The sequence below is a fragment of the Bradyrhizobium sp. BR 1432 genome (assembly GCF_051547705.1).
GTDB classification, from domain to species: Bacteria; Pseudomonadota; Alphaproteobacteria; order Rhizobiales; family Xanthobacteraceae; genus Bradyrhizobium; species Bradyrhizobium zhanjiangense.
Window position 1 is genome coordinate 4,304,402 of the sequence record NZ_JBPUGF010000003.1, and the last position, 26,011, is coordinate 4,330,412.

Annotated in this window: 20 protein-coding genes and 4 pseudogenes; 12 read left to right on the forward strand and 12 right to left on the reverse strand. The window is 65.2% G+C overall.

The features are described 5' to 3' along the window. Positions 1-18: 18 nt before the first annotated feature. The 6 genes from ACSKB8_RS20700 to ACSKB8_RS20725 all read right to left on the reverse strand — a co-directional run bounded on the left by ACSKB8_RS20700 (position 19) and on the right by ACSKB8_RS20725 (position 5,801). Positions 19-1,050, reverse strand: a complete 1,032-nt coding sequence (locus ACSKB8_RS20700) for an NAD-dependent epimerase/dehydratase family protein (RefSeq protein WP_438106038.1) — start codon at positions 1,048-1,050, stop codon at positions 19-21. A gap of 30 nt (positions 1,051-1,080) precedes the next feature. Next, positions 1,081-1,599 carry a DUF962 domain-containing protein gene (locus tag ACSKB8_RS20705; RefSeq protein ID WP_438110600.1) on the reverse strand — a complete coding sequence of 173 codons (519 nt, stop codon included), beginning with the start codon at positions 1,597-1,599 and terminating at the stop codon, positions 1,081-1,083. Positions 1,600-1,773: 174 nt separating this feature from the next. Then, positions 1,774-2,442, reverse strand: coding sequence for an OmpA family protein (locus ACSKB8_RS20710; RefSeq protein ID WP_438106040.1), 669 nt, complete (start codon positions 2,440-2,442; stop codon positions 1,774-1,776). Continuing rightward, a complete protein-coding gene (locus tag ACSKB8_RS20715; RefSeq protein WP_091879108.1) occupies positions 2,442-2,858 on the reverse strand; it encodes a hypothetical protein in 417 nt (138 codons plus the stop codon). Before ACSKB8_RS20715 ends, ACSKB8_RS20710 begins: the two co-directional genes overlap by 1 nt. An 89-nt stretch (positions 2,859-2,947) precedes the next feature. Then, entirely contained in the window at positions 2,948-3,238 is a 291-nt protein-coding gene (locus ACSKB8_RS20720) for a type II toxin-antitoxin system HicB family antitoxin (RefSeq protein WP_370989356.1), read from the reverse strand. A 4-nt stretch (positions 3,239-3,242) separates the two neighbouring features. Next, positions 3,243-5,801, reverse strand: coding sequence for an ATP-dependent helicase (locus ACSKB8_RS20725; RefSeq protein ID WP_438106042.1), 2,559 nt, complete (start codon positions 5,799-5,801; stop codon positions 3,243-3,245). A gap of 236 nt (positions 5,802-6,037) precedes the next feature. Here ACSKB8_RS20725 and ACSKB8_RS20730 point away from each other — a divergent pair, with 236 nt between their 5' ends. Then, positions 6,038-6,211 carry a DUF1328 domain-containing protein gene (locus ACSKB8_RS20730; RefSeq protein ID WP_438106044.1) on the forward strand — a complete coding sequence of 58 codons (174 nt, stop codon included), beginning with the start codon at positions 6,038-6,040 and terminating at the stop codon, positions 6,209-6,211. 159 nt (positions 6,212-6,370) lie between these two features. Here the strand turns inward: ACSKB8_RS20730 and ACSKB8_RS20735 are convergent, their stop codons facing one another. After that, positions 6,371-6,877, reverse strand: coding sequence for a thioesterase family protein (locus tag ACSKB8_RS20735; protein WP_438106046.1), 507 nt, complete (start codon positions 6,875-6,877; stop codon positions 6,371-6,373). 86 nt (positions 6,878-6,963) lie between these two features. On the opposite strand from ACSKB8_RS20735, the gene ACSKB8_RS20740 reads away from it, so the two are divergent. The 3 genes from ACSKB8_RS20740 to ACSKB8_RS20750 all read left to right on the forward strand — a co-directional run bounded on the left by ACSKB8_RS20740 (position 6,964) and on the right by ACSKB8_RS20750 (position 10,183). Beyond that, on the forward strand, positions 6,964-8,388 hold the full coding sequence (locus tag ACSKB8_RS20740; protein WP_438106048.1) for an FAD-binding oxidoreductase: 1,425 nt from the start codon (positions 6,964-6,966) through the stop codon (positions 8,386-8,388). A 102-nt stretch (positions 8,389-8,490) separates the two neighbouring features. After that, complete coding sequence (locus ACSKB8_RS20745) at positions 8,491-9,783, forward strand: Spy/CpxP family protein refolding chaperone (RefSeq protein WP_438106050.1); 1,293 nt, start codon at positions 8,491-8,493, stop codon at positions 9,781-9,783. 34 nt (positions 9,784-9,817) lie between these two features. Then, positions 9,818-10,183, forward strand: a complete 366-nt coding sequence (locus ACSKB8_RS20750; protein WP_438106052.1) for a hypothetical protein — start codon at positions 9,818-9,820, stop codon at positions 10,181-10,183. 50 nt (positions 10,184-10,233) lie between these two features. On the opposite strand, the pseudogene ACSKB8_RS20755 reads toward ACSKB8_RS20750, so the two are convergent. Continuing rightward, positions 10,234-11,657, reverse strand: a pseudogene (locus tag ACSKB8_RS20755) (caspase family protein). On the opposite strand from ACSKB8_RS20755, the gene ACSKB8_RS20760 reads away from it, so the two are divergent. Then, the gene (locus ACSKB8_RS20760; RefSeq protein WP_438110901.1) at positions 11,601-11,777 is read left to right on the forward strand and encodes a hypothetical protein; all 177 of its coding nucleotides are present in this window, start codon (positions 11,601-11,603) and stop codon (positions 11,775-11,777) included. The pseudogene ACSKB8_RS20755 and the gene ACSKB8_RS20760 overlap by 57 nt on opposite strands. Before the next feature lie 84 nt (positions 11,778-11,861). On the opposite strand, the gene ACSKB8_RS20765 is transcribed toward ACSKB8_RS20760, so the two are convergent. Beyond that, positions 11,862-12,782, reverse strand: a complete 921-nt coding sequence (locus tag ACSKB8_RS20765) for a LysR family transcriptional regulator (protein ID WP_438106053.1) — start codon at positions 12,780-12,782, stop codon at positions 11,862-11,864. A gap of 96 nt (positions 12,783-12,878) precedes the next feature. On the opposite strand from ACSKB8_RS20765, the pseudogene ACSKB8_RS20770 reads away from it, so the two are divergent. Together ACSKB8_RS20770 and ACSKB8_RS20775 are read left to right on the forward strand one after the other, a co-directional pair. Further along, positions 12,879-13,321, forward strand: a pseudogene (locus tag ACSKB8_RS20770) (DoxX family protein). 165 nt (positions 13,322-13,486) lie between these two features. Then, a pseudogene (locus ACSKB8_RS20775) lies at positions 13,487-14,465 on the forward strand (hydroxyacid dehydrogenase). A 6-nt stretch (positions 14,466-14,471) separates the two neighbouring features. On the opposite strand, the gene ACSKB8_RS20780 reads toward ACSKB8_RS20775, so the two are convergent. Then, positions 14,472-15,638: an ABC transporter substrate-binding protein gene (locus ACSKB8_RS20780; RefSeq protein WP_438106055.1), complete on the reverse strand. Its 1,167-nt coding sequence runs from the start codon at positions 15,636-15,638 to the stop codon at positions 14,472-14,474. Positions 15,639-15,968: 330 nt separating this feature from the next. Here ACSKB8_RS20780 and ACSKB8_RS20785 point away from each other — a divergent pair. The 3 genes and pseudogenes from ACSKB8_RS20785 to ACSKB8_RS20795 all read left to right on the forward strand — a co-directional run bounded on the left by ACSKB8_RS20785 (position 15,969) and on the right by ACSKB8_RS20795 (position 22,542). Then, positions 15,969-18,360: pseudogene (locus ACSKB8_RS20785) on the forward strand (bifunctional diguanylate cyclase/phosphodiesterase). Positions 18,361-18,498: 138 nt separating this feature from the next. Next, positions 18,499-19,797 carry an MFS transporter gene (locus ACSKB8_RS20790; protein ID WP_438106057.1) on the forward strand — a complete coding sequence of 433 codons (1,299 nt, stop codon included), beginning with the start codon at positions 18,499-18,501 and terminating at the stop codon, positions 19,795-19,797. A 159-nt stretch (positions 19,798-19,956) separates the two neighbouring features. Further along, complete coding sequence (locus ACSKB8_RS20795) at positions 19,957-22,542, forward strand: EAL domain-containing protein (RefSeq protein WP_438106059.1); 2,586 nt, start codon at positions 19,957-19,959, stop codon at positions 22,540-22,542. A 30-nt stretch (positions 22,543-22,572) separates the two neighbouring features. Here ACSKB8_RS20795 and ACSKB8_RS20800 read toward each other — a convergent pair whose 3' ends face one another. Together ACSKB8_RS20800 and ACSKB8_RS20805 are read right to left on the reverse strand one after the other, a co-directional pair. Beyond that, a complete protein-coding gene (locus ACSKB8_RS20800; RefSeq protein WP_438106061.1) occupies positions 22,573-23,376 on the reverse strand; it encodes an isocitrate lyase/PEP mutase family protein in 804 nt (267 codons plus the stop codon). A 27-nt stretch (positions 23,377-23,403) separates the two neighbouring features. Next, entirely contained in the window at positions 23,404-24,300 is an 897-nt protein-coding gene (locus ACSKB8_RS20805; protein ID WP_438106063.1) for an alpha/beta fold hydrolase, read from the reverse strand. 101 nt (positions 24,301-24,401) lie between these two features. On the opposite strand from ACSKB8_RS20805, the gene ACSKB8_RS20810 reads away from it, so the two are divergent. Both ACSKB8_RS20810 and ACSKB8_RS20815 read left to right on the forward strand, forming a co-directional pair. Then, entirely contained in the window at positions 24,402-24,911 is a 510-nt protein-coding gene (locus tag ACSKB8_RS20810; RefSeq protein ID WP_438106064.1) for a MarR family winged helix-turn-helix transcriptional regulator, read from the forward strand. 239 nt (positions 24,912-25,150) lie between these two features. Continuing rightward, entirely contained in the window at positions 25,151-25,990 is an 840-nt protein-coding gene (locus ACSKB8_RS20815) for a Crp/Fnr family transcriptional regulator (RefSeq protein WP_438110601.1), read from the forward strand. Positions 25,991-26,011: the final 21 nt, after the last annotated feature.

Consider the following 26,011-nt stretch of genomic DNA (forward strand, 5'->3'; position numbering starts at 1 on the left):
TTGCGTTGGGCGGAGCGCTCAGCTCGCGCGCGAGGAGAGCGCGTGATGCTCGATGGCGCCGGAGGCGGGCAGGCCGCCGCGGGCGAGAAGGTGGGTGATGGTTTCGCGCAGGACCGGCTCGATCGGACGCGGCGAATAGCCGAGCTCGGTGCGGGCCTTGCCGATCGAGAGATCGCTCGCGGCCAGCGCGATGCGCACGCCCTCGGCGGTGCCGTTCGGCGGCCGGCGCGTGACGTGATCAGCGATGTATTCAAGCATGATCGCGGAGAGCTCGGCGATCCTGCCGGGCACGACGACCGGAAACTGCCGGCGGCCGCTCATCGCCGACATCATGCGCAGGATGTTGCCGAGCGGGACGCAGTCGCCGCCGAGAATGTAGCGGTGGCCGATGCGGCCACGCTCCATGGTCAGCACGAGGCCCATGGCGACGTCGCGGACGTCGACGAGGTTGACCAGGAAGTTGAGATGCGGCTGCACCTTCTTCTGGAGGAAGTACCACAGCATCGCGGTCGGCGGCGTCAGATTGTGGTCGGCTGCGCCGATCGGCATGGTCGGCGTGCCGATCACGAGCGGATAGCCGCTAGCCGCGGCCTTCGCGGCGCAATGCTCGGCGAGCGACTTCGAGCGCGTATAGGCGCCGGGCATCGCAGCGGCCGGCTGCAGTGCCTCCTCGGCGGGAACACCGTTGAGCTCGGAATAGGGGAACAGGATCGATTCGGTTGAGCAGTGCAGGAAGCGCGACACGCCGCGCTTCATCGCGGCCGCGAGCACGATCTCGGTGCCGCGGCAATTGACCTCGTGAAAGTCCTGCTTGTTGGCGGCCCACATGCCGGGCAGGCCGGCGAGGTGATAGATCTGATCGACGCCGGCCAGCGCGGCATCGACCGCATCGCGGTCCAGCACCGAGCCATGGGCATATTCAACATCCGCGTTCGCCGCGGCCGGCGCACGAACATCGAGAACACGCACCCGCTGCCCACGGGCGCGGAGCGCTTCTACGAGATGATGTCCGATGAAGCCGCTGCCACCGGTAACCAGTACGAGAGCCATGAAGACGGTTTGCTGTTTCGCTTCTGGAAGTTATCGAGTCGAAAGGGAATTGGTCGGAAGAGGCCCCAGAATCGCGGCAAGGTCGCGACGGAAGCCCAGTGCAATGAATAATTTTGCCATCACGAACATCGGCCCAAGCAAAAGATGCGAAGGAAAAGTGAACAACGAGGCCTCGCGCCCCTCAAAAACCTTGTGGCCGATGGTCTGCGCGGCGAGGCCGAGCACGACCATCGTGGCGAAAATCGCCCACATCGCCACTATGCTGACTTGCGCCGCGATGGCGGTCGCAATCGAAAACAGCACAATGGAGACGGCCAGAATGCCGAGCCCGAGCCCCAGATCGAGCAGCAGCCAGTAAATCAGAACCGGCAGCGCCAGGATCACCGCGAGGCTGACATCGAATCCGAACAGCGGCAGCTTGACCAGTGTCAACGGCATGACAGCGCCGGTGAACAGCAGGAGGATGCCGACCACATGCATCGCCGTGTTCCGGGGATCGCGATGGTACTCGACGTAGACGGCAAGTTGGCGCTGAAAAAAGCCACCCATTTCGGTCTCATGCAGCACGGGGTCGGGGGAAGGGGCGAACAGAGGCTATAGCACCTGATAGGGCGGTGCACAAACTGGCGCTATTGTCGCGCGAGACCGCGCTGTTGCGCTGTGAGACAGATCACAAAATGGCTAGAACTTCAAAGGGTTCCGTCAGCGCGAAGCCGCGTTCGCTCAGCGTTTCTTGGCGGGCTTTTTCGCCGCAGGCGCAGGTGCCGCAGTCGGACGCGCAGGCTCCTCCGGCAGCTTGGCATAGGTCAGGATCTGCAACTGGCCGTTGACGGCCGAAGTCGGCTTGGCCCGGTCGAGAAACTGCTCCTCGCCGAGGCCGATCGGATGCAGCCGCTTGGTCGAGATCTTGAACGTGTTCACCAGCACGTCGCGGATCGCGTCCGCGCGGCGCTGGCTCAGGATCGCATTGGCCTCGCGCGTCTTCGAATTGGATTCGACATGGCCGACGATCAGGAAGGTGTAGGGCAGCAGCGAGGAATGCACCAGCGCATCCGCAATGCGGCCGACGGTCTGGTAGGATGCCGGCTGGATGATCGGCGTGTCTGCGTCGAACTGGATCTGTGCGTTGAAGGCGGGCAGCTTGGCGAGGTCAGGCGCGATCAGCGGCCGATTCACCGGACCGGGATCGTTCTTGATCCTGGCCTTGGCGCGCTCCATCACCTGCTGCTTCAGCGCGGGAAGGTCGACCTCGGCGGCTTCCTCGAAATGGTTGAGCTTGCCGACGATGTCGTCGCGGGTCGGCGCCGCCGTCTGCGCGCGGGCGGCGCCCGCGAGCAGGGCGAAGCCCAGCGCGATGCCTAGTCCGGCGGTGGAGCGCCCCTTCGCGCGCATCAGCGATACCCCGCGTCGTCGACGGCCTTCAGGCAGTTGTTGCTGATGCCCTTGGGCGTCGAGACCAGGCAGGGGATCGATTTGCTGGTCTCCTTGGTCGAGCCGCCGCAGACCTTGACGATTTCGCGCTGGCAGGCGTTCGCCACCGTGACGCGCGCGGCGACGCGCTTCTGGATGGCGTCGAAGACGCCGAGATAGTCGCTCTGGCATTGCGGGGACAGCACGTCGCGGTTGCGCGACAGGCACTCCTTCAGCCGGGTCGAATCCGGATTGACGCCGCGGCAATTGGCGACGATTTCCGCACCGCAGCTCGCCGCCAGCTTTCCGATCGAATCGCCAAAGCTCATGGTCTCCGCCGCCGCAAGCGACGGCATCCCCAATACAAGTACGATCAATGTGATGGAGCCCCGGACCATGGGTTGCATCTGATACGGGGAAGTTCGCGATGGTCAAGGCCTGTTCGGACCAGAACTGTCGAGAGTCCGGCCAGTGCGGCGAACAGTCCTCACTCCGTGGTATCCGCGCGGGCGGGAAATTCGATCCGGGCGACCATGTGGTTCCTGAGATCGTCGGCAAATTCCGGATCGGCCTCGAGCTCAGCCAGCGTTCGCGGCGGAGGAAGCTGCCGGCCGCCCTCGATCAGGTCCTGCGCATAGAGCGCGAGCGCCTCGGGCGCATTCTCCAGGGCCTCGTCGACGTCGTCGCCACCGGAAATACAGCCGGGCAGGTCCGGAAACCAGACGCCGACGGCATCGTCCGGGCCGGCATCCTCGATGATGGCGATGTAGTGAGGCATGGCCTCACGCCCGCTGCACAAAACTGTCCACGACCTTCTTCTCGCCGGCCTTGTCGAAGGCGATGGTGAGCTTGTTGCCGTCGATCTTGGTGACGCGGCCATAGCCGAATTTCTGGTGGAAGACGCGGTCTTCCAGCGAGAATTCCGAGGTCGTGCCGGTCGACTTGGCGACCAGCTCGCCCTCGATGGTGAGGGGACCGCGGCGGCGCGAGGAGAAGCTGCCGAAATCGGGCGAGGACGAAGAGGAGAACGAGGTGGCCTCTTCCTCGAAACCGCCGCGGTTGCGGTTGGCCTGCGCCCGCTGCCAGCCCGGCGTCGAATAGCTGGAGCCGAATGCCTCCATGTCGTCGAAGCGGGAGGCGCCGTAGCCGCCGGTGCCGCCCCAGGCCGAGCCGCCCTTGGATTCCGTGATCTCGACATTGGCCGTCGGCAATTCGTCGAGGAAGCGCGAGGGGATCGTGGTCGACCAGGTGCCATGGATCCGGCGGTTGGTCGCAAAATAGATTTTCGCGCGGCGTCGGGCGCGCGTGAGACCGACATGGCCGAGCCGGCGCTCTTCTTCCAGCCCGGCGCGGCCTTGCTCATCCAGCGTGCGCTGGCTCGGGAACAGGCCTTCCTCCCAGCCCGGCAAGAACACGTTGTCGAATTCGAGTCCCTTGGCCGAATGCAGCGTCATCAGCGACACCGCGTCGTCCTCAGCGCCGCCGTCGCGGTCCATCACCAGCGAGATGTGCTCGAGGAATCCCTGCAGGTTCTCGAACTCCTCCATCGAGCGCACGAGTTCTTTCAGGTTCTCCAGTCGGCCCGCGGCGTCGGCCGAACGGTCCTTCTGCCACATCTCGGTGTATCCGCTCTCGTCGAGCACGATCTGGGCGAGGTCGGTATGCGTGGTGACTTCGCGCTGGGCACGCCAGCGGTCGAACTGCGTGATGAGATCGCGAAGCGACCCGCGCGCCTTCGGCTTCAGCTCGTCGGTCTCGACCACCGCGCGTGCCGCTTCGAACAGCGGGATGCGGCGCTTGCGCGCGTGGTCGTGCAGCATCTGCACGGTGGCGTCGCCAAGGCCGCGCTTGGGCGTGTTGACGATGCGCTCGAAGGCGAGATCGTCGGCGGGTGAATTGATGACGCGCAGATAGGCGAGCGCGTCGCGGATTTCGGCGCGCTCATAGAAGCGCGGGCCGCCGATGACGCGATAGGGCAGGCCGAGCGTGACAAAGCGGTCTTCGAACTCGCGCATCTGGTAGGAGGCGCGCACCAGGATCGCGATCTCGTTGAGCTTCTCGCCCTGGCGCTGGAACTGCTCGATCTCCTCGCCGATGCCGCGCGCTTCCTCTTCGGAATCCCACGAGCCCGTCACCGTGACCTTCTCGCCGTCCTGGTCCTCGGTGCGCAGCGTCTTGCCGAGCCGGCCTTCATTATGCGCGATCAAATGCGAGGCGGCGGCGAGGATGTGGCCGGTCGAGCGGTAATTGCGCTCGAGGCGAATGACCTTGGCACCCGGGAAATCGTGCTCGAAGCGCAGGATGTTGTCGACCTCGGCGCCGCGCCAGCCATAGATCGACTGGTCGTCGTCGCCGACGCAGCAGATGTTTTTGGTTTTCTCCCTCTCCCCGTCCTTCACGGGGAGAGGGCTGGGGTGAGGGGCTCTCTCCGCGAGCGATATCTCTGGTTGGTCCTGTACCCCCTCACCCGGATCGCCTAAAGGTGATCCGACCTCTCCCCGCAAGCGGGGAGAGGTGAAGGAAGACGGCGCCTGCGACAGCAGTCGCAGCCACAGATACTGCGCGACGTTGGTGTCTTGGTACTCGTCGACCAGGATGAATTTGAAGCGCTGCTGGTACTGCCGCAGGATGTCCGGATGCTCGCGGAAGATGCGGATGTTCTCCAGCAGCAGATCGCCGAAATCGGCGGCGTTCAATATCTTCAGCCGCTCCTGGTAGCTCGCATAGAGCTTGCCGCCCTTGCCGTTGGCGAACATCGCGGCCTCGCCCGACGGCACCTGCGACGGCATCAGGCCGCGGTTCTTCCAACCGTCGATCAGCCCGGCCAGCATGCGTGCCGGCCAGCGCTTGTCGTCGATGTTCTCGGCCTGGAGCAACTGCTTGAGCAGCCGGACCTGATCGTCGACGTCGAGCACGGTGAAGTTCGACTTGAGCTGCGCCAGCTCGGCATGGACGCGCAGGATGCGGCCGCCGATGGAGTGGAAGGTGCCGAGCCACGGCATGCCCTCGACGGCATGGCCCAGCATCTGGCCGAGCCGGTGCTTCATCTCGCGCGCGGCCTTGTTGGTGAAGGTCACCGACAGGATCTCGGCGGGGCGGGCGCGGCCCTGGCTCAGGATGTGGGCGATGCGCGTGGTCAGGACGCGCGTCTTGCCGGTGCCGGCGCCGGCCAGCACCAGGACCGGACCGTCCAGCGTCTCCACCGCCTCGCGCTGCTCCGGATTGAGCCCGGAGAGATACTTCGGGCCCACCGAGGCGCGCGCACGCGCGGCGATGCCGCCGGCTGCGGGCTGGTGGTCGGGAACGCCTGTGATCTTGCTCGGCTCGGTCATGCGAATCATTGGCCCCACGATGGCACCGCGGGGTGACGGAAGGGAGCCTTCTTAACAGGGATTGGTCCATATATGGGGCGCCGGTACAGGGTTTTCCACGTGCGCGGCCGCTCGATTTGTTCCTGCGAAGGCAGCGAATTTCGCTCTTGCGTGGGCCGGAACCATCGTTCTCGCGTCGAGATTGTCTGGGCAGGTGGCGCGGCAGCCGCGCTGGACGCAGACAGACATCAAGACGAGGGTTGACCATGCTTGGCTGGGTTGTGACGTTTCTGATTATCGCACTGATCGCCGGTATCCTGGGCTTCGGCGGCATCGCCGGCGCCTCGATCGAGATCGCCAAGATCATCTTCTTCATCGCGGTCGTCCTGTTCCTGGTCTCGGCCGTGGTCGGCTTGGCGCGCGGCCGCAACAGGGTATAGCGGCGACGTTACCTCTCCCGTAGGGAGAGGTCGGATCGCATCGTGAGATGCGATCCGGGTGAGGGGTTGCGCTCTCAGCTATTGCTGCGGCCCCTCACCCGGATTGCTGCGCAATCCGACCTCTCCCCGCTGGGGAGAGGTGAACCACAGCACCTGAACTTATCGCTTCGAGGGCATCGCCACGCTCCTGCCGATGCCCTCGGGTCGGGCTACCGCGCTGTGGGCCTTTGTGACCGCAGCGATGCGCTCGCGGATATCAGGCGGAAACGGCGCAACGCGCCGCGCATTCATGTCCATGTGCAGCGACATGTTCTCGGACGTGGCCGACAGCCAGCCCTCGGTCGCGTGACGCATCTCCTCAAAGGTGTGCAGCCGCTTGTCGTCGGCCTCCAGCAGCCAGACGAAGATCTGCACGGGATCGCCGAGGTGGATCTCGCGCAAATAGCGCACATGGCATTCGGCGGTGAAGCTCGAGCCGCCTCGCTCCTTCATGTAGGCCGGCCCCATCCCGAGCTCGAGCCAGAGCTGGTCGATCGCCCGGTCGAACATCACGTTGTAATAGGCCATGTTGAGATGGCCGTTGTAGTCGATCCATTGCGGCTCGATCTGCATGATCGAGGCGCGGAATGGCTGCGCTTGGGGCGCTGAGGCGGTAGTCTCCGGCATATGTCCTTCCCTAGCCATGCGTCCGGTCCCTTGACTTGACCGGTTTTATGTCCTTTGCCACGGTTCTTCTCTCGGGAGGAATGTCCGTGGGCACGACCATCACCAATAATCCGCCGCGGCCGGAGCCGAAAGCCCTCGCAAGTGCGCTGGAACAGCTTGCCGCACGCTTCGGCAACCGCCTCATCACCTCGCAGGCCGTTCGCGAACAGCACGGCCATACCACGACATGGATCGTCAACCAGCCGCCCGACGGCGTGGTGATGGCGCAGGAGACCGCCGACATCCAGGACGTGGTGCGGATCTGCGCCAAGAATCGCGTGCCCGTCATTCCCTTCGGCACCGGCACCTCGCTCGAGGGCCAGGTCAACGCGCCCGCCGGCGGCATCTCGATCGACCTGCGCGACATGAACAAAGTGCTCGCCGTGCATGCCGAGGATCTCGACTGCGTGATCCAGCCCGGCGTCACCCGCAAGGCGCTCAACGAGCATCTGCGCGACCAGGGCCTGTTCTTCCCGATCGATCCCGGCGCGGACGCTTCGCTCGGCGGCATGGCTTCGACCCGCGCTTCCGGCACCAATGCGGTGCGCTACGGCACCATGCGCGAGAGCGTGCTGGCGCTGAAAGTCGTGCGCGGCGACGGCGAGATCATCACCACAGGCACGCGTGCCAAGAAATCATCCGCCGGCTACGACCTCACCCATCTGTTCGTCGGCGCCGAAGGCACGCTCGGCATCATCTCGGAATTGACCATTCGCCTGCGCGGCATCCCCGAGACCATCGCGGCCGGCGCGGTGTCATTCGAAACCGTGCACGGCGCCTGTCAGGCGGTGATCCTGGCGATCCAGACCGGCATTCCCGTGGCGCGCATCGAGCTGCTCAATGCTGCGCAGGTCAAGGCCTGCAATGCCTATTCCAAGCTGACGCTGCCGGAGACGCCGCTGCTGCTGATGGAATTCCACGGCAGCGAGATCGAGGTCGCCGAACAGTCCAAGGCCTTTGGCGAAATCGCGAAGGAGTGCGGCGGCGGCGATTTCTCCTGGACCACCAAGCCGGAGGACCGCACCAAACTATGGCAGGCTCGGCACGACGCCTATTGGTCGGTCAAGGCGCTACGTCCCGGCGACAGCATCGGCGTGGTCGCAACCGACGTCTGCGTGCCGATCTCGCGTCTCGCCGACTGCGTCAGCGAGACCGAGGAGGATCTCAAGCGCCTCAACCTGTTGTCGCCGATCGTCGGCCATGTCGGCGACGGCAATTTCCACTGCTCGCTGGTCTGCGACGTCAATGATCCCGGCGAGATGGCGCGCGGCGAGGAGTTCATGCATCGCCTGGTCGAGCGTGCGCAGGCGATGGACGGCACCTGCACCGGCGAGCACGGCATCGGCCAGGGCAAGCAGAAATATCTCAAGGCCGAGCTCGGCCCCGAAGCGCTGGATGCGATGCGGGCGCTGAAAAAGGCGCTCGATCCGCTCAATATCTTCAACCCCGGCAAGATCGTGCCGGAGGCCTAGGGCCTGCGCAGCCGGGGACCGGGAACTTTCGGCAGCGTTGCCGGTTCCAATTCCCGCCAAGTTCCGATGCCTCAATGGCAGGGCTTTGCGCGGGAGGGTGTGATGATGCGACCGGTCGTCGGAATTGCCGCGGTGGCGTTTGCCTGCATGCTGGCAGGCTCGGCTCTGGCCAAGGGCGGCGGCGGTCACGGCGGTGGCCATGGAGGCGGGCATGGCGGCGGCCACCACGGCGGCGGCCATTTCCGCGGCCATGGCGGTGGGCACGCGCACGGCGGCGGGCATCATCGCGGGATGCGGTTCACCACCGGCGCCCGGCATGGCGGCCCGAATTTCGGTCAGATTCGCAATGCGGCGCTACGGCCAGCGAACTTCCGCAATGCCCTGAACTCCAGCGCATTCCGGAGCGGCCGGCTGATCAGCAATCCGGCGGCGCGTGCGCAGCTCGCCGCCGCAGCCGCACTCGCGGGCTGGAGCGGCGCAAGCAGCGGATGGTGGCAACATGCGGGTGGCGGCTATGGCTGGGTCGGACCGCTGTTCTGGCCGTTCGCCTACAATGATCTCTACGACTACACGATCTGGGGCGACGGCCTCGGCTTCTGGGGCTACGGCTATCCGGACATCTATGCCGGCATTTTCGGTCCCTACGGTTATGATCGGTTGTCCGCCTATCTGCCGCAGCAACCACAGGGACGACGGCGGGCGCGTAGCGCGCCGCTCGATCAGCTCTGCGGCAGCGACCGCCGTGCAATCGTCGGTCTGCCCATCGATCAGATTGCAGCCGCGGTGCAGCCGAGCGATGCGCAAGGCGCCGATCTTGATGCGCTCGGCAATGCCTCGATTGACGCTGCGGCGCTGATCCGCACATCCTGTCCGACGCAGGCCGCAGCGACGGCGCCCGGCCGGCTCGCGGCGATGCAGCAGCGTGTCGAGGCCATGCAGAAGGCCGTCGATCTGGTCCAGCCTGCGCTCGACAAGTTCTATGGTTCGCTGACCGACGAGCAGAAGGCACGCTTCAACGCGCTGGCTGACGACCAGCGGCGCGCGACCGCATCGAACAATGCGAGCGGATCGTCGGTGCAGAGTTGCAGCGCGTCCGCCGCGTTCGATTGGCCCGGCGCCACGATCGAGGAGAGGATTCATCCGAACGATACCCAGCGTGCGGCGCTCCAGGTGCTCCAGGATACCAGCGCCAAGGTCAGTGCATCGCTCAAGGCGGCCTGCGAGCCCAATGAGGTGATGACACCGCCGGCACGCATGGCCACAATCCGCAAGCGCCTCGACGTGATGCTGGATGGCATCAAGTCGGTGCGTGCGGCGCTCGATGATTTCTACGCGACGCTGAATGACGAACAGAAGGCGCAGTTCGAGGCGATCGGCCCGCGCCGCATGTCGTGAACGCCGCAAGCAATCGAAGACCAGGGGTGGGGCAATGAAGTGGTTCGCAAGGCCGGCACCGGCTGACATCTGGGACGAGCCGATCCAGGGGCCGATCGGCGACATCGAAGCAGCCGACCGAATTCGCAATATCTGCCAGGCTGCGCGGGCGATCGCCGAAGCCGCCGGAGGTTCAGCGCAGACTAGCACGCGTGGGCGCTATGAACGCGCGGCCCGCGTCGCGATGGAAATCGCGATGAAGATCTCCGACGATTTGATGCGCGACGACGCTGTCCGTCGCATTGTCGATCTCTGCATGAAAGCCGACGATATCAAGACTGCGCAGATACTCTCGCGCGCGATCCAGGCTGGCTGGATCCGGGAGGCCGTCCAGCAGGATTATCCGGTGCTGTCGCAGTAGATCCGGCTCGTGCCATTGCCGAGCCGGATTTCTGTTTGTGCCGGACCGGCTTAATATCTGCGGTCGTCGCCGCGATAGTGATCTCCGCCGCGGCCGCCCATTCCCATGCCGATCCCGATTCCGATGCCGATGCCCTGCATCACCGCGCCGGGCGGCGGACCGGGGGGCGGCGCGCGCTCGTAGACCACTTCCTCGGGCGGAGGAGCAGGCCGGCGCTTCGGCGGCGTCTCGACCACCTTGCGCTTCGGCGGCGTGTCGTCGACGCGCTTCTTGATGATGGGCGCGACGCTCGGATTGACCGGCGTTGCCGGTGCCGATGGCGTCGAGCACGGGCAGGTCGGCGCCATCGCGACGGCGACCGGGGCAGGGGACGCTGCGGCGGCAACGGGCAGGCCATAGTTGCGGTTCTGGACGCGGAGCAGCAGCCTGCGCGCGGTCGCGGCGAGATCGCTGTTGTCCCAGTTCGTAAGATAAGCTTCGAACGAGGCGCGGGTGTTGATCGAGACCGCGCGCTCCCAGGCCAGCATCTGCCGCCGCCGCGCCAGCACGGTGCGCAGGCGCGGCGTGCGGGCGTCCTGTGCGTAGAGCTCGATATAGGCCTGATCAGGCCGGCACCGTGTCCTCAGTGATCACGAGCTCATAGGCGACCTTGGCAGGCTTGCCCTGCAAATCCTTGTGCCAATCCTCGACGCTGCGCGTGGCACTGGCGAGCGCCATCGAATCTGCGCCTGGAAGGGAGGACGGCTGGCCGCTGCTCTCGCCGAAGAACTTGAAGTCGGTGGTCAGCGACGAGCTTTCCCAGGGGATCTGCCGCCCGTCGGTCGATTGCGCCACCGCGACGCGGATGCGCTTGAACACCTCCTCGATCGGCAGATTGGGCTGCTTGGCGATGGTCAGCGCGGCCGTGGTGTAGGGGCTGTCGATGCCGTTGCCGTCCTCGGCTTCGGCGCCGGGTGAGGTCGAATAGGAGATGAAGGACCCGGGCGCGCCGGCCTTGGTATCGACGATCGCAAGCCCATGGCCGGCGCCGCTGAGCGCGGGGAACGGATTGTTGCGGCAGGCATCGAGCATGAAGATGCGCGCCCGCGTCGGCAGCGCGCCGAGCGTGTTGAGCAGGTCGTTCAGCCGCACGCCCTGGAGCGGAATGTCGGCCTCGCGCTTGGGGTCGAGATCGATGGGCACCAGATAGTTCTCGCCGTCGATCTGCAGGCCATGGCCGGCATAGAACACCAAAGCGACGGTATCGGCACCGCTGGCGCCAACCTTGCCGGCGAAATCCGAGATCGCCGCGCGCATCTCGTTCTGCGCCAGATTGGCCGCCGTGGTGACGGTGAAGCCGGCATTGCCGAGCAGCTCCGTCATGCCCTTGGCGTCGTTGGCGGCGTTGGGCAGTTCCGGCACCGTACCGATAGGCGGATTGGCCGATCACGAGCGCGAGCCGCGCTTCGGCGGCGGCGTCGCTCGGCGTCATCACCTGTGCGAGCGCAAGAAAACCGGATGCAAGCAGCAAATTGGAAAAGGCTGGACGGCGCATGGTGTCACCTCCATCGGCAATGCGCACGATGATGGCACCTTTTCTAAGTCCCTGCCATGACACTGTATGTGCGCTGGCTCACGTTGGGCGTGCGACAAATCGGGCAGTGGGTCTGCCGGAGCTGGCGCGTCCGGCCGTGCGCCGTCATGGCAGTCCGCGATCCCAGGGTGTCACAGGCGCAAAGCGCGCGGCGAGAAAGTCGATGAAGGCGCGCACCTTGGCCGGCGGGCGGCGGTCGGGCAGGTAGACCGCATGCACTGCGGAAGTCTGGATCTCCGGCTGGTCGAGCGCGAGTGCGACGAGCGCGCCTGAGCGCAGATCGTCGGCGATGATGAAGGTGGGTTGTCGCGCGAGACCAAGGCCGGCCAGCGTCGCCGCGCGCAGCGCATCGCCGTTGTTGGCACGCAAGGTGCCGCTGACCTGGACGCGAATCTCGCCCTCGACGCCGAACAGCCATTCCGCCGCGCTCGCCTGCTGCGAGAGCGTGTAGCCGAGGCAATTATGTCCGGCGAGGTCGGCGACGGTGCGCGGCGTGCCGTGCTTGGCAAGATAGGAAGGTGCGGCACAGACCACGAGGCGGTTCGGCGCGAGCTTTCGGGCCACCATGCTGGAGTCGCGCAAGCTGCCGATGCGGATCGCGAGGTCCCAACCTTCCTCGGCGAGGTCGACGATGCGGTCGTTGAGACCGAGCTCGACGGTGACCTCGGTATGGGCTGCCGAAAACTCCGCGATCAGCGGCGCAATCTGCCTTGTGCCGAACACGACGGGGACGTTGACGCGCGGCAGCCCGCGCGGCTCGACGCGTTCGCGTGCAATCGCGGCGTCGGCGGCCTCCATGTCGGCGAGAATGCGCTCGGCAAATTCAAGATAGCTCCGTCCGGCCTCGGTGATGGAGAGCCGCCGCGTGGTGCGGTGGAACAGTTTTGTGCCGAGCCGCGCCTCCAGCGAGGCGACATGCTTGGTCGCCATGGTCTGCGACAGGCCCATGGCCCGGGCCGCGCCGGAGAGGCTGCCGACTGCAGCGACCTTGGCGAAGACCTCCAGGCTGGTCAGGCGGTCGAGCAAACCTATCTCACTCTGTTGGTGTGAGGTATATTTCGAAAATAGCAGATTATCATCGATATGAGAATAGATCATGTTGCGCCGCAAAGGAGACCTGCCATGATCAATTCCCGTACCGCCCCTTACGCCGCGCTGGTGCTGCGCGTGACCCTGGGCGCGCTGTTCCTCGCCCATGCCAGCCTGAAGCTTTTTGTGTTCACCCCGGCTGGCACCGCAAAGTTCTTCGGCAGCCTCGGCTTCCCGCCCGAGCTCGCCTATCTCATCATGACCGTGGAAGTCCTCAGCGGCGTCGCGCTGATCCTCGGCGTCTGGACCCGCTATGCGGCGCTGGCCGGAATCCCGATCCTGCTCGGCGCGATCTTCTCGGTGCACGGCGCGGCTGGCTTCTTCTTCACCAATCCGAAGGGCGGCTGGGAATTCCCGCCTTCTGGGCGATCGCGCTCGCGGCGCAGGCCCTGCTCGGCGACGGCGCCTACGCGCTGCGTCCCTCGCGTGACGTCGAAGCGGCGGGCGGCCAACTCAGCGGCGCGCATTCGCGCTGACATCGGCCATCGTTGAAACGCGGGAGCTGCGGGATCACGATCCCGCAGCTCTTTTTGTTGCGCGGGTTATCTGGGCCGGTTGATGCTATGTCTGCTCGTCATCGCCTTCGTGCCGTGGCTCTCGACCGCGCTGCCGCGCGTTCGGCTATTGAAGGAGTCTTGCCCTTGAAAGTCCTGCTGGCCCACACGCCGGAGATGCGGCGGAACTATTACGGCGATCGCAGCCTGAACGGCCTGCGCGCGGCCGCCGAGGTGATCCTGCACGAGGGCGAGGAGCCGCTGGACGCAGCCGGCCTCGTGCGTGCGGCCAAGGATGCCGACATCATCGTCGCCGACCGCATGACCGAGGGGCGCGGCGAAATCTTTGCGCAGCTGCCGGGCCTGCGGGCCTTCGTCCGCTGCGCCGTCGACATCCGCAACGTGAATGTCGAGGCGGCCTCAGAGGCCGGCGTGCTGCGTGACTCGTGCCGGCCCCGGCTTCGTGCAGGCGGTGGCCGAGCTCGCGCTCGGCTTCATGGTCGATCTCTCCCGCGGCGTCTCGCGGACCACGGCCGACTACCAGGCCGGCCGCAAGCCGGAGGCGCGGATGGGCCGCCAGCTCGCCGGCAGCCGGATCGGCATCATCGGCTATGGCAGCATCGGGCGCTACCTCGCCGAGTTGGCGAAGGTGCTGCGCATGGAGGTGCTGGTCGCCGATCCCTTCGCGACCGTCAGCGACGGCGCGATCCGGCAGGTCTCTCTCGACGAACTCCTCGCCGCGTCGGATTATGTCGTCTGCCTTGCGGTCGCCAACGAGCAGACCGAGAACTTGATTGGGGAAGCAGCACTGGCGCGGATGCAGAAGCACGCCGTCTTCATCAATCTCTCGCGCGGCAATCTCGTCGACGAGGCAGCACTCGCTCGGGCATTGCTTGAGCATCGCATCGCCGGCGCGGCCATGGATGTCGGTCGCGCGCCCGACCAAATGCCGACACCGGAGCTCGCAAAGCTGCCGAACGTGATCGCCACGCCGCATGTCGGCGGCTTGACCCCGCAGGCGATCGAATATCAGTCGCTGGAAACGGTGCGTCAGGTCGAGGCGATCGTGAAGGGGGAGATCCCGCAAGGCGCCGTCAACGCCGACCGCTGGACGCGGCGGCCTTGATCCGCGCTAAAGCCGATCCACGGCCTTGAACGACCCGTCCTTCTGAATCACCGTCAGATATACCTTCGGCGGCGCGTCGATCATGCGCGTGCCGACGGTGACGATGCTGCCGCTGATCTCGAAGCGGCCGACGTCGTTGATGGCGCGCAAGAGGCTCGCGCGCGTCGGGTTCGGTCCGGCCGCTTCCAGCGCGGCGGCCGCGAGGCGGCCGGAGAGATAGCCTTCGAGCGACACGAAATCGGGCGTCAGCGCCGGGTCGAATGCTGTCTGGGCCGCCTGGTAGTCGGCGACGAGCCGCAAGGAGCGATCCCAGGGAGATGGCACGACCTGCGAGACGATGACGCCTTCGCCCTCGGGGCCGAGCTCCTTCGCGAGCGCATTGGCGCCGACGAAGGAGATGTTGACGAAGGTCGGACGAGCGCCGCTGCGGTGAGCGAGCTTGATGAACTCGGCACAGGGACCATAGGTCCCGACCATGACAATGGCTTCGGGGTCCGCGCGCTTGATCATGCGCCAGGCCTGAGCAACCGCGCGGGTGTTGCGCTCGAAGGTGCCTTCGGCGGCGAGCTCGAGGCCGCGTCTGGCGAGCGCGCGCTTCACGCCGGTCAGACCGTCACGGCCGAAGGAATCATCCTGATAGAAGATGCCAATGCGGGTGAACTTGCGATCCTCGGTGAGGTGCTTGATCCAGGCTTCGGCTTCCGCGCCGTAGCTCGCGCGGATGTTGACGACGTTTGCAAGTTCGAGATCGCGCAGGAATTCGGCGCCGGTGAACGGGCCGATGAAGGGCACGTTCCTGGCGCTGGTGATGGGAATCGTCGCCATCGCAGTCGGCGTGCCCACCGCGCCGATCAGCGCGAACACCTTGTCGTCCTCGATCAGCCGCAGCGTCTGCGCCACCGAGCGGTCGGGGTCGTAGCCGTCGTCGCGGCTGATCAATTGCAGCTTGCGGCCGTGCACGCCGCCTTTGGCGTTGATCTCGGTGAACGCCGCGACGATGCCTTGCCGCATGCGCTGTCCGAGCGCGGAAGAGGGACCCTCGAGCGCGGCGGCCTGGCCGAACAGGATCGCATCCGCGCTGACGCCGGCCTCGTCGGCTTTGGCCGCGAGCATGGTTGCGGCCAAAAGCGCGATGGTCAGGACGACGCATGGCGCCGATCGAAATCGATACATCGGGGAGGTCTTGCCGGATGAACGGAGAAGCTCCGCGAAGCATTATCCCGGCAGCCTGAATAGCTCGCTAATTGGGCGATGTACCGGCGGACCGTAGTACTCCGGGTAAAACCGGCAAGTTACTTCCACAATGCCGCGCCATTGGCGCACTTCATTAACTAAGCCACGCAATGCACAACGGCTCGGTTCCGAAATTGTGCAGTTCTTAACCGCGTCCTTGTTCCGATAGTGGTTCCGGACCCTCAACCAGAGGTTCGGTGCGTCGCGAAGAGGGGACGGGGCGGTTTCAGGATGGGCGACCGCGATCAGAACGATCAGGATCGGAAACGCATGACCGGACGGTGGCGTGCCGCGCCGCTGCTCGGGCTGTATCGTCCGGCGCTCGTCGCGGTCGGCGTCGGTGTCTTGTTCTCGCTGGTCGGCGCGGCCGCCGTGGCGCGATGGGAGGACCGCGTTAACAAGATCGAGTTCGAGAACGCGGCCGAAACCGAAGCGATCGTCATGCAGAACGGCATGAACGAGTATATCTCCAGGCTCGTCGCGCTGCGCACGCTGTTCGAATCGACCAACGAGGAAATCACCCGCAGCGAATTCGAGACCTTCAGCGCCCGGCTGTTCGAGCGCCATCCCGGCATGCTTCGCATCGCCTGGCTGCCGCGCGTCAACCGCAAGGAGCGCACCGACTACGAGGCTGCGGCGATCACCGACGGCGTGTCCGGCTATCGCATCAAGGCGCTCCAGGACAAAGGCTTTGTGACCGCACCGCAGAGCGACGAGTATTTTCCGGTGTTCTACTCGACCCAGCCGAAGACGTCTTCGGTCTACGGCATGGACTATTCGACGGTGCCGGAGCGCCGCGCAGTCCTGGAACGCGCGCGCGACAACGATCGGTTGGCTGCCATTCGCACCCGCCTCTACGAGCCGAAGGAGGGCGGCCAGCTGCCCGACGTCCTCGTCGCCATTCCCGTCTACGCCAAGGGAACCTCGCGCGAGACCGTCGCGGACCGCCGCCGCAATCTCGCCGGCTTCGTCGTCGGCATCTTCGACCTGCCGCTGCTGATCCAGACCATTCGCGTGACGACCGGAGCAAGCCCCGCCGTCAGCGTGAATGTCTATCCGCCCTTCACGGGGCAGATCGTCAGCCTGGAGCAAACGCAGCCGGATTATTCGTCGGCTGCAAAGGCGCCACGGTCGATTCGCGATGTCGAACGCACCCTGCACTGGTCGGGCACTCTCAAGATCGGCGATACCGATTGGCAGGTGCGCGCCATGCCGTCAGCGGGCGGTTCACTGGAGACGTCCTACGATCGCGCCGCCGCAGTCCTCATCGTCGGCATGCTGTTGACGCTGTCGCTGTCGACCTATCTCATGCTCGCCAGCCGCAATTCACGCCGGCTGTCGCTTGCGAACCGGCGGGTGCTCGAGCTCGCCCAGACCGACATCCTGACCGGCCTGCCGAACCGCGCCTTCTTCCTCGCCCGGCTCGACGAGCTCGATGGCCGGTTGAAGAACGATGGCCCCAACTTCTCCATTCTGATGCTCGACCTCGACCGCTTCAAGAACGTCAACGATTCCCTCGGCCATGGTGCCGGCGATGCGCTGCTGCGCCAGGTGGCGCAGCGGCTGAAATCCGCAGTGCGCGCCAATGACGTGCTGGCGCGGCTCGGCGGCGACGAATTCGCCATCATCCAGGAGCGGTGTCAGGATCAGCGCGCCTGCTCGACCGAATTGGCGGGACGGATCGCCAAGCTGGTGGCCGAACCCTTCCTGCTGCCAGGGCATCGCGTCGAGATCGGCACCAGCATCGGCATCGCGATCGCGCCCGATCACGGCAGCGATCAGGAACAGCTGTTGAAGAAAGCGGACCTCGCGCTCTACCGCTCGAAATCGGCGGGCCGCAACTGCTTTACCATCTATGACGAGGCGATGTCGGCCGAGCTCGAGGCGCGCAACACGCTGGAAGGCGACTTGCGCGACGCCATCGCGCAGTGTCAGCTCGAGGTGCACTACCAGCCGTTCGTCGATGCCCTCAGCGGCGTGCGGCGCGGCTTCGAGGCGCTGGTGCGCTGGCGGCATCCGACGCGCGGACTGATCCCGCCGGACCAGTTCATTTCGCTCGCCGAGGAGACCGGACTGATCGTGCCGCTCGGCGAATTCGTGCTGCGCCGCGCCTGCGCTGACGCCGCCAACTGGCCGCCCGATCTGATGGTTGCCGTCAACCTGTCGCCGATCCAGTTCAAGGAGGCGGAGCTGTTCGAGATGATCTCGGCGGCGCTCGCAGAATTCCGGTCTGCCGCCGCAGCGGCTGGAAATCGAGATCACGGAATCCGTGCTGCTGGAGCGCGGCACCGAGAACCACGCCTTCATGGAGCGGCTGAAGCATCTCGGCATCGAGCTCGCGCTCGACGATTTCGGCACCGGCTATTCCTCGCTCAGCTATCTGACTGCGTTCCCGTTCGACAAGATCAAGATCGACAAGTCGTTCATTCGCAACCTCACGAATCAGCCGCGCAGCTCCGCCATCATCTCCTCGATCGTGACGCTGGCGCGCGGGCTGGACATGTCGGTCACCGCGGAAGGCGTCGAGACCCGCGAGGAGTTCGAGCGGCTGAAGGCGCTCGGCGTCAATTTTGCGCAAGGCTATCTGTTCGGCCGTCCGCAGCCGATCGAGCGGATCCTGTTCGACGCGCCCGCCAAGCGCTCACGGCGCGACGCCGCCTGAGCGCGCGCCTCGAAGGATGGACGCAGGGCCGCTCTCAAATGCGACCGCGCTGTCGCTCAGCGGGCATGCATGAAAAGCGCTTGACCCGGATTTCACGAGATGGTCCGAAGGACCGTCCAGGGATGAAATAAAAATAACATGCGGCTTCCATTCTTCTACGGCTGGGTCGTGGTCGCCGTGACCTTCGTCACCATGGCCATTGGCGTCAACGCGCGCACCGCCTTTTCATTGTTCTTTCCGCCCATCATCTCCGAATTCGGCTGGGAGCGCGGCATCACCGCGGGCGCCTTCTCCTTCGGCTTCGTGGCCTCGGGCGTGGTCAGCCCGCTGATCGGCCGCCTGATGGACCGCGCCGGCCCGCGCGCGGTGATGGAGCTCGGTGTGGTGCTGATGGGTGGAGGCCTGCTGCTCGCACCGCTCACGAGCTCGCCCTGGCATCTCTATGTCACCATCGGCGTCATGGTCGGCGCCGGCTCAGTGTGTCTCGGTTATTCCGGCCAGTCGCTGTTCCTGCCGAACTGGTTCATCCGCAAACGCGGCTTCGCCATCGGCATCGCGTTTGCCGGCGTCGGCATCGGCTCGGTGACGTTGCTGCCATGGGTGCAGCACATGATCGAGCAGACCGGCTGGCGCACCGCCTGCACCGCGATGGGACTGCTCGTCGTGATCGTGCTGGCGCCGATCAATCTGCTGCTGCGCAAGCGTCCGCAGGACATCGGCCTTCAGCCGGATGGCGATGCTGCTCCGGCCGCGGGAGCGGCAAAGCCCGTCTCCAACGTCGTCGATCCCGTCTGGGCCCACACCGAATGGACGCTGAAGCGCGCCGTCGCAACTGCACGATTCTGGTGGATCGCGCTCGGCTATTTCTGCGGCCTGTACATCTGGTACGCGGTGCAGGTGCACCAGACCAAGTTCCTGCTCGACATCGGTTTCAGCCCTGGCGTCGCGGTGTGGGCGCTCGGCATCGTCAGCCTGCTCGGTATTCCCGGCCAGATTCTGCTCGGCCATGTCTCCGACCGGATCGGGCGGGAATGGGTGTGGGCGATCAGCTGTGCGGGTTTTGCAATCTGCTTCGCGGCGCTGATGGCGCTGAAGTTCCAGCCGTCATTGTGGCTGGTCTACATCATGGTGTTCACGCAAGGCGCGCTCGGCTACGGCCTCACTTCGATCATGGGCGCGGTGGTGTTCGAAATTTTTCAGGGCAGGCACCAGGGCAGCATTTTTGGCACGATCATGCTGGCCGCGCTGGCGGGCGGTGCCGCCGGTCCGTGGGTGACCGGCTTTCTCTACGATCGCGCCGGCGACTACACGCTCGCCTTCGGAATCGCTATGATCGTGAGCGGATTGTCGGCGCTTTCGATCTGGCAGGCCGCGCCGCGCAAGGTGCGGGCCGTGGCCGGCCGGCTGCACGAGCTTCAGAGCGAAACAGGTGCATGACAGGTTCCTCATGCACCGCATTGCCGTCGTCTCCTTGGCGGAACGTTAAGCACGTCGCGTCTTGGTGGGACGCGACCGGATGCAAAAAAGATATTGCACACTATCGGAGCGCTAGCGTCGGTTGATTGCCGCACCTTGCGATGCCCTCCGGTTCCAACGATGTCTGCCTCCGATTGCCTAGTGACCGAAATGCCGGACGTACTATTGGCTGCGCTCGAACGCGCCGACGATGCCATCATCATCGTCGACAGCGCGCGTCGCATCACGCATTTCAACGCCGGTGCGGAGCGGATCTGGAAGCTTGCGCGCGCTGAGGTGCTCGGCCGCGACGCCGAACTGCTCACTCTCAAATGCCTGCACGCCGACCCGATCGCGGAGTTCCGCGACGAGATCAGCCTCACGCGGCATGACGGCAGCCGGATCAGGACCGCCATCTCGCTTTCGTCCGTTGCAAACGGCGGCGTGACTCATCACGTCGTGTTCGCGCGCGACGTCACCACTGAAGCGGAACGCCGCGCGCGCATCGCGCTGCTCGACACCGTCTCGGATCAGACCAACCGCGCCGTGCTCATTACCGACACCGAGCTCGACATCCGCTACACCAATGCGGCGTTCACGTCGTTGTTCGGCTATTCCGCCGCGGAAGCTGAGGGGCGGCGCGCAACCGACCTGCTGGCCGGCCGTCACACCAACCGCAAGGCGCTGACGAGGATCGGACGGCGCCTCATCAGGGGCGGTCCGGGCGGTGAAGTCGAGGTCCTGATCTACACCAAGGACGGCGAGGAGATCTGGGTGGGCGCCCGGATTGACGCCTTTCGCGACAGGAAGGGCCGGGTCAAGCACATCTTCGCGCTGCTTGAGGACATCACCGAGACCAAGCAGCTGCGCTCGCTCCAGCAACTCATCATGGGCGCGCTCGCCGACGAGGTGCCGATCGGCGAGATCGCCGACCGGCTCTGCCGCCGCGTCGAGCAGATTGCGCCCGACGTCGTCTGTTCGCTGCTTCACGTCGATGCCGCCGGCCTGATCCATCCGCTCGGCGGCCGAAGCCTGCCCGACGATTATTCCCGCGCGCTGGACGGCGTGGCCATCGGCCCCGACGTCGGCTCCTGCGGCACCGCCGCCTTCTATGGCGAACCGGTGCTGGCGACCGATCTCGAGACCGATCCGCGCTGGCAGCCCTACAAGGCGATGCCGCTCGCGATCGGCCTGCGGGCCTGCTGGTCGACCCCGGTGAAGGCCAAGGACGGCCGCGTCATAGCGACCTTCGCCTTCTATTATCGGGAGCCCCGCGCGCCGAGCAACTGGCACCGGCGCATCGTCGAGGCCTGCGTCAATCTCGGCGCCTTCGCGATCGAGCGCAAGGAGGCGCGCGCCGAGATCGCGCGGCTCGCCTATCACGACATCCTCACCGGGCTGCCGAACCGCGCGCAGCTGCGGCACCTGATCACCACCGCGATCGACGCCTGCCCGACCGGCAGCCACGTCGCGCTCGCCTTCCTCGACGTCGATCACTTCAAGGACGTCAACGACACGCTCGGTCATGCCGCCGGCGACGAGCTGCTGGTCCAGCTCGCGCAGCGGCTGCGCGAGCTGATCGGGCCCGAAGACATGCTGGGACGGCTCGGCGGCGACGAATTCGTCATCCTGCTGCCGCAACGCAATGCCGAGAGCGCCGAGCGCGTCGCGGCCGGCATCACCGAAGCGCTCGCCGCGCCCTTAAAGCTTGGATCGAAGCTGATGCCGATGTCGGCCAGCATCGGCATCAGCCTCTATCCCGATCTTGCCACCGACATCGATACTTTGATGCAGCAGGCTGATGCCGCCATGTACATGGCCAAGCAGGCCGGGCGCTCGACCCATCGCATCTTCAGCGCCGAGATGAACCTACTTGCCGAGCAGCGGCTGGCGCTGATCGCAGCGCTGCGCCGCGCCATCGCCGAAGGCGCGCTGAGCCTCAGCTATCAGCCGCAGATCCGCAGCTCCGACGGCTCCATCCACGGCGTCGAGGCGCTGGCGCGCTGGCACGATGCCGTGCTCGGCGACATCTCGCCGGCAAAGTTCATTCCGCTTGCCGAGGAGTGCGGCCTGATCGAGCAGATCGGCCTGTGGTCGGTGCGCGAGGCCTGCCGGCAGCTGGCGAGCTGGCGCCGCGCCGGGCTCAACATTCCCAGTGTGTCGGTGAACCTGTCGCCGATCAATTTCCGCCACGTCACGCTGGCTGCGCGGCTCAAGGACATCCTCGCCGAATACGAGCTGCCGCCAGATGCCTTGATGCTCGAGATCACCGAAGGTGCGTTCATGCAGGACGGCGCTGCCGCGCTGGAGACGATGAATGCGATCCGCGAGCTCGGCGTCGGGCTCGCGGTCGATGATTTCGGCACCGGCTATTCCAGCCTCAGCCGGCTCGTGCATCTGCCGATCCGCGAATTGAAGATCGACCGCAGTTTCATGCGCGACATCGAGAACGACGCTGGCGCGCTCGCCATCGCCACCGCGGTGGTGCGCGTAGGCCAAGGCCTCGGCATGACCGTCGTCGCCGAGGGCGTCGAGACCGAGGGCCAGCGCAGGACGCTGGCCGAACTCGGCTGCGACGTCGTGCAAGGCTTCCTCTACGCCCCCGCGCTCCCCCCCGTCGCCTTCGAGCGCTGGGTTATCGAGCACTGCGCCGAGCAGGCGAGGGCGATGCTCGGCCGATTCGACAGCGCGTCGGCGGACCGCGGCGCGGCGAAGCGGTCGGCGTAGGGCGCTGCTTTGGGCCGGTAATGTCCGGGCTCAGGCATTCGGTTGCAGGAACGTGCCGTATTGCTTGCTCGCGGCGACCGAGGCCGCGGCCTGTCCAATGATGCGCATCGCCGCCATCATGGGCCACGGCCCAAGACTCACCCGCCGAACGCCGACTCGAGCAAGATCCCGGATTTCGGGAACACCTTGCGTCACCATGATATTGACCGGCAAGGGTGTGAGTTGGACGAGCTTCTCGATGTAGGCGAGGTCGGTGAGGCCGGGTACGAAAATCCCGTCAGCGCCGGCCTCGGCATAGACCTTCGCGCGCTTGGCCGCTTCATTCAGGCATTCATCCGGCGATCCTGATTTCAGCAGGAACGGGTCGGTTCTCGCGTTGATGAAGAGATGAATTCCCAATTCTTGCGCCACATCCCGCACCGCCTTGATCTTCGCTGCATGCCGTTCGGGACTGACGAGTTGCCGCTTTCCGCCCGATAGTCCGTCTTCGATGTTGATGCCGACGGCGCCGGCTTTCACCACCTCGCTCGCCGACTTCGCGGCGGCCTCCGGGCTGTCGCCATATCCTGCCTCCAGATCGATCGAGACCGGGACCGACACGGACGCGGTGATCCGCGACACCAGACCGGTGACCACATCGAGCGGGACATTTTCTCCGTCCGCATACCCGAGCGCAGACGCGACCGCCCCGCTGCTGGTCGCTATGGCCGGAGAGGTCTTTGCGATCGCTTTGGCGGTGGCGGCATCCCAGGCGTTGAACAGGACGAGCGGATCGCCCTTCCTGTGAAGCTCGCGAAACGTCTCGGCGTATTGCTGCTGTGTCTTGGCGTCCATCGTGCTCACTCCAATGAAAATGTGCATTCAGTCGGGTGCGTGCGTCCTGAACCAGTCCATGATCAGGCCGGTGACTTCGGCCTCTCGCTCGAGGTGTGGGAAGTGGCCAACATCGGGCAGGACAATCCGCTGGTGCGGCCCCTTGAAGAGCGGCTCCTCCTTCAGCGAGTACCTCGCTGTCGGATCGTTGCTGCCATAGATCGTCAGCGTCGGCGTATGCATCTCGTTGATCGGCAGCCGGCCGGCACGTCCTGCATCGGTCAGGCCCCCGTAATATTTGAGCGCCGCCGCCATGGTGCCGGGAGAGCTGAGCGTCTGCTTGATCGAACGGAGATGCTCGACATCATTGAATGTCGGTGACCACAGCTTCCAGAGGTAATCGACGAAGGGGAGTCCCTCGATGTTCACCGCCGACTCGGCGCCGGGCATCTGGAAGAAATAGACATGAAAGACGGATCGGACGAGGTCCGGATCCCTCCTGATGCTTGAAAATGTGATCGGGTGTGCGGTGTTCATGACCACGGCGGCTTTGATCGCCGACGGCGCCGTGGCCAGTGCCTGAAAGGTCGAAGTGCCGCCCCAATCCATGCCGACGACCCGTGCTTGTCCGTCGTCGCTCAGCGCCGCGATGAGCGCTTCGAGATCCTGACCGAGCGCGATGGGATCGAACACTCCGTCGGCGGGGATCTCGGTCGGCGCATAGCCCCGCAAGAACGGCGAGACGGCCCGATAGCCCGCATCCGCGAAGACCTGCAATTGCTTCCGATAGGACCAGGCGTTGTCGGGAAAGCCATGCATGAACATGACGAGCGGTCCGCTCCCCTGTTCGAGATAGGCGAACCGCAGGCCATTGGCGTGCACGTGTTTCAGGACGGGGTCACTGCCGGTGTTCGGCTTTGCAGCTTCGGTGGCTCGGGCATTCATCGCCATCCTCCATGTCATCGTCTGCGCTTGACCAAATATGTGCGTAGCGCACATGTTTGGTCAAGTTGTTTTTTGTGCGCAGCGCACATATTGTTCGGTTCATGGAAACCGGAATCGCGAATTTACTGGGAGCGCTTTCGCTCGCCGTCATGGATCGTATCGAGCAGGGCGCGCGCGAGGTCATAGGCCGCGGCGGCGAGACGCCCGCGGCACTCGTCGTCATCGGCTACGGCCAGGGCATGACCAACGACAAGCTCCGGCGGATCCTTGGCCTGTCGCATTCCGGAACCGTACGCTTGGTGGACCGTCTGGTTTCGGATCGGCTGGTCGAACGCAGGCCGGGAAAGGACGGCCGCGAGATCGCCCTGTACCTGACGGCCACGGGCGCGGCGGCCCGGAATGATCTGATGGCGTCCCGGATTTCGGCCGTTGCGTCACTCCTAGACGTGTTGTCGCCGGCTGAAACCAAACGGCTGGGAACGCTGATCCATGACCTGCTGGCAAGGCAGGACACCTCCGAGCTGGACCGCTTTACGATCTGCCGCAGGTGCGACGACAGGGTGTGCACCAATTGCCCGTTGCCGACGAACAAGAGCAAGCGCGACCGCTAGCGCAAGGCGCTGCACCTGGCGGCCGCGAGCTGAAGCCTACTTCGCGGGCACCTCGCTGGTGGCAACGATCGTAAATAGTATGATGTATGCAAGATGCTATTTCGCGGCGAGGAATGCAGTCAGCTCTCCGCAATTATCCGCGCTTGATCTCGCCTGATGGCTCTGTTTGGATGAGTTTGGTCGGGGCAGTCGCATTTCGGATAATCATGGTGGATGAAATCAACGGATACCGTCGGTCATTGAATGCTCGTTCGCGGGAAAGCATCGCGACCGTCCACCGCACTGGCACCGGGAATCGGCTGCTGGCGGCGTTGCCGCCTGCGGATCTCGCTCTGCTGACGCCCTACTTCCAGAAGGTCTCGTTCGAAGCCGATGCCGTCCTGGTGCGGTCGGGCGATGAACTCGACCCGGTTTATTTTCCCCATAGCGGCGCAATCGCCTTCATGCTCGACATGCCGGACGGGCAATCGGTCGCAACCACCTTGATGGGACGGGAAGGGGCTTTGGCCTCGTTTTCCGTGCTCGGCCCGGCGCTTTCATCCGTGACCGCGATTGCTCGCATGGCCGGCACGGCGTCGCTGATCTCCGCCGCCAAATTCAGGGCTGCCTATGCACAAAGCGCGGCCATCAGGAATGTCGTGCAGGTCCACGCCCGCGCGCTGTTATTGCAGCTCCAGCACGTCGCCGCTTGCAACGCGCTGCACCGGGTGGATGGCCGCTTGGCACGGTGGCTCCTGCAACTTCACGACCGCGTTCCCGACGACCCTCTTCCGGTGACCCAGGAGGCGCTCGCGCAATTGCTCGGGGTGCGGCGCACGACCGTGACTCTGACGATGAACAAGCTACGCGAGGCCGGCGCCGTCCCATCCGACCGGCGCGGGCTGATCAAAATCGATCGTGCTCGGCTCGAGAAGGTCGCATGCGATTGTTATGCGCTCATGCAGCACAACATCGATCGAATGTATTGCCAGGAATTGTCGGTGCCGCAGCCTGCCCATCCGCCGTTCCGGCAAAGCGCCTTCGTCGCCTCCGACGGAGCGGGTGGTGAATCCAGAGCCGTTTCGCGGGCGGGAAAATAGAGAGCAGGGCCTGGAATCGCG

Coding starts and splice junctions, on each gene's coding strand:
- ACSKB8_RS20700 (WP_438106038.1), bottom strand. CDS start 1,050: ATGGCTCTCGTACTGGTTACCGGTGGCAGCGGCTTCATCGGACATCAT.
- ACSKB8_RS20705 (WP_438110600.1), bottom strand. CDS start 1,599: ATGGGTGGCTTTTTTCAGCGCCAACTTGCCGTCTACGTCGAGTACCAT.
- ACSKB8_RS20710 (WP_438106040.1), bottom strand. CDS start 2,442: ATGCGCGCGAAGGGGCGCTCCACCGCCGGACTAGGCATCGCGCTGGGC.
- ACSKB8_RS20715 (WP_091879108.1), bottom strand. CDS start 2,858: ATGGTCCGGGGCTCCATCACATTGATCGTACTTGTATTGGGGATGCCG.
- ACSKB8_RS20720 (WP_370989356.1), bottom strand. CDS start 3,238: ATGCCTCACTACATCGCCATCATCGAGGATGCCGGCCCGGACGATGCC.
- ACSKB8_RS20725 (WP_438106042.1), bottom strand. CDS start 5,801: ATGATTCGCATGACCGAGCCGAGCAAGATCACAGGCGTTCCCGACCAC.
- ACSKB8_RS20730 (WP_438106044.1), top strand. CDS start 6,038: ATGCTTGGCTGGGTTGTGACGTTTCTGATTATCGCACTGATCGCCGGT.
- ACSKB8_RS20735 (WP_438106046.1), bottom strand. CDS start 6,877: ATGCCGGAGACTACCGCCTCAGCGCCCCAAGCGCAGCCATTCCGCGCC.
- ACSKB8_RS20745 (WP_438106050.1), top strand. CDS start 8,491: ATGATGCGACCGGTCGTCGGAATTGCCGCGGTGGCGTTTGCCTGCATG.
- ACSKB8_RS20750 (WP_438106052.1), top strand. CDS start 9,818: ATGAAGTGGTTCGCAAGGCCGGCACCGGCTGACATCTGGGACGAGCCG.
- ACSKB8_RS20780 (WP_438106055.1), bottom strand. CDS start 15,638: ATGTATCGATTTCGATCGGCGCCATGCGTCGTCCTGACCATCGCGCTT.
- ACSKB8_RS20790 (WP_438106057.1), top strand. CDS start 18,499: ATGCGGCTTCCATTCTTCTACGGCTGGGTCGTGGTCGCCGTGACCTTC.
- ACSKB8_RS20795 (WP_438106059.1), top strand. CDS start 19,957: ATGTCTGCCTCCGATTGCCTAGTGACCGAAATGCCGGACGTACTATTG.
- ACSKB8_RS20800 (WP_438106061.1), bottom strand. CDS start 23,376: ATGGACGCCAAGACACAGCAGCAATACGCCGAGACGTTTCGCGAGCTT.
- ACSKB8_RS20805 (WP_438106063.1), bottom strand. CDS start 24,300: ATGAATGCCCGAGCCACCGAAGCTGCAAAGCCGAACACCGGCAGTGAC.
- ACSKB8_RS20810 (WP_438106064.1), top strand. CDS start 24,402: ATGGAAACCGGAATCGCGAATTTACTGGGAGCGCTTTCGCTCGCCGTC.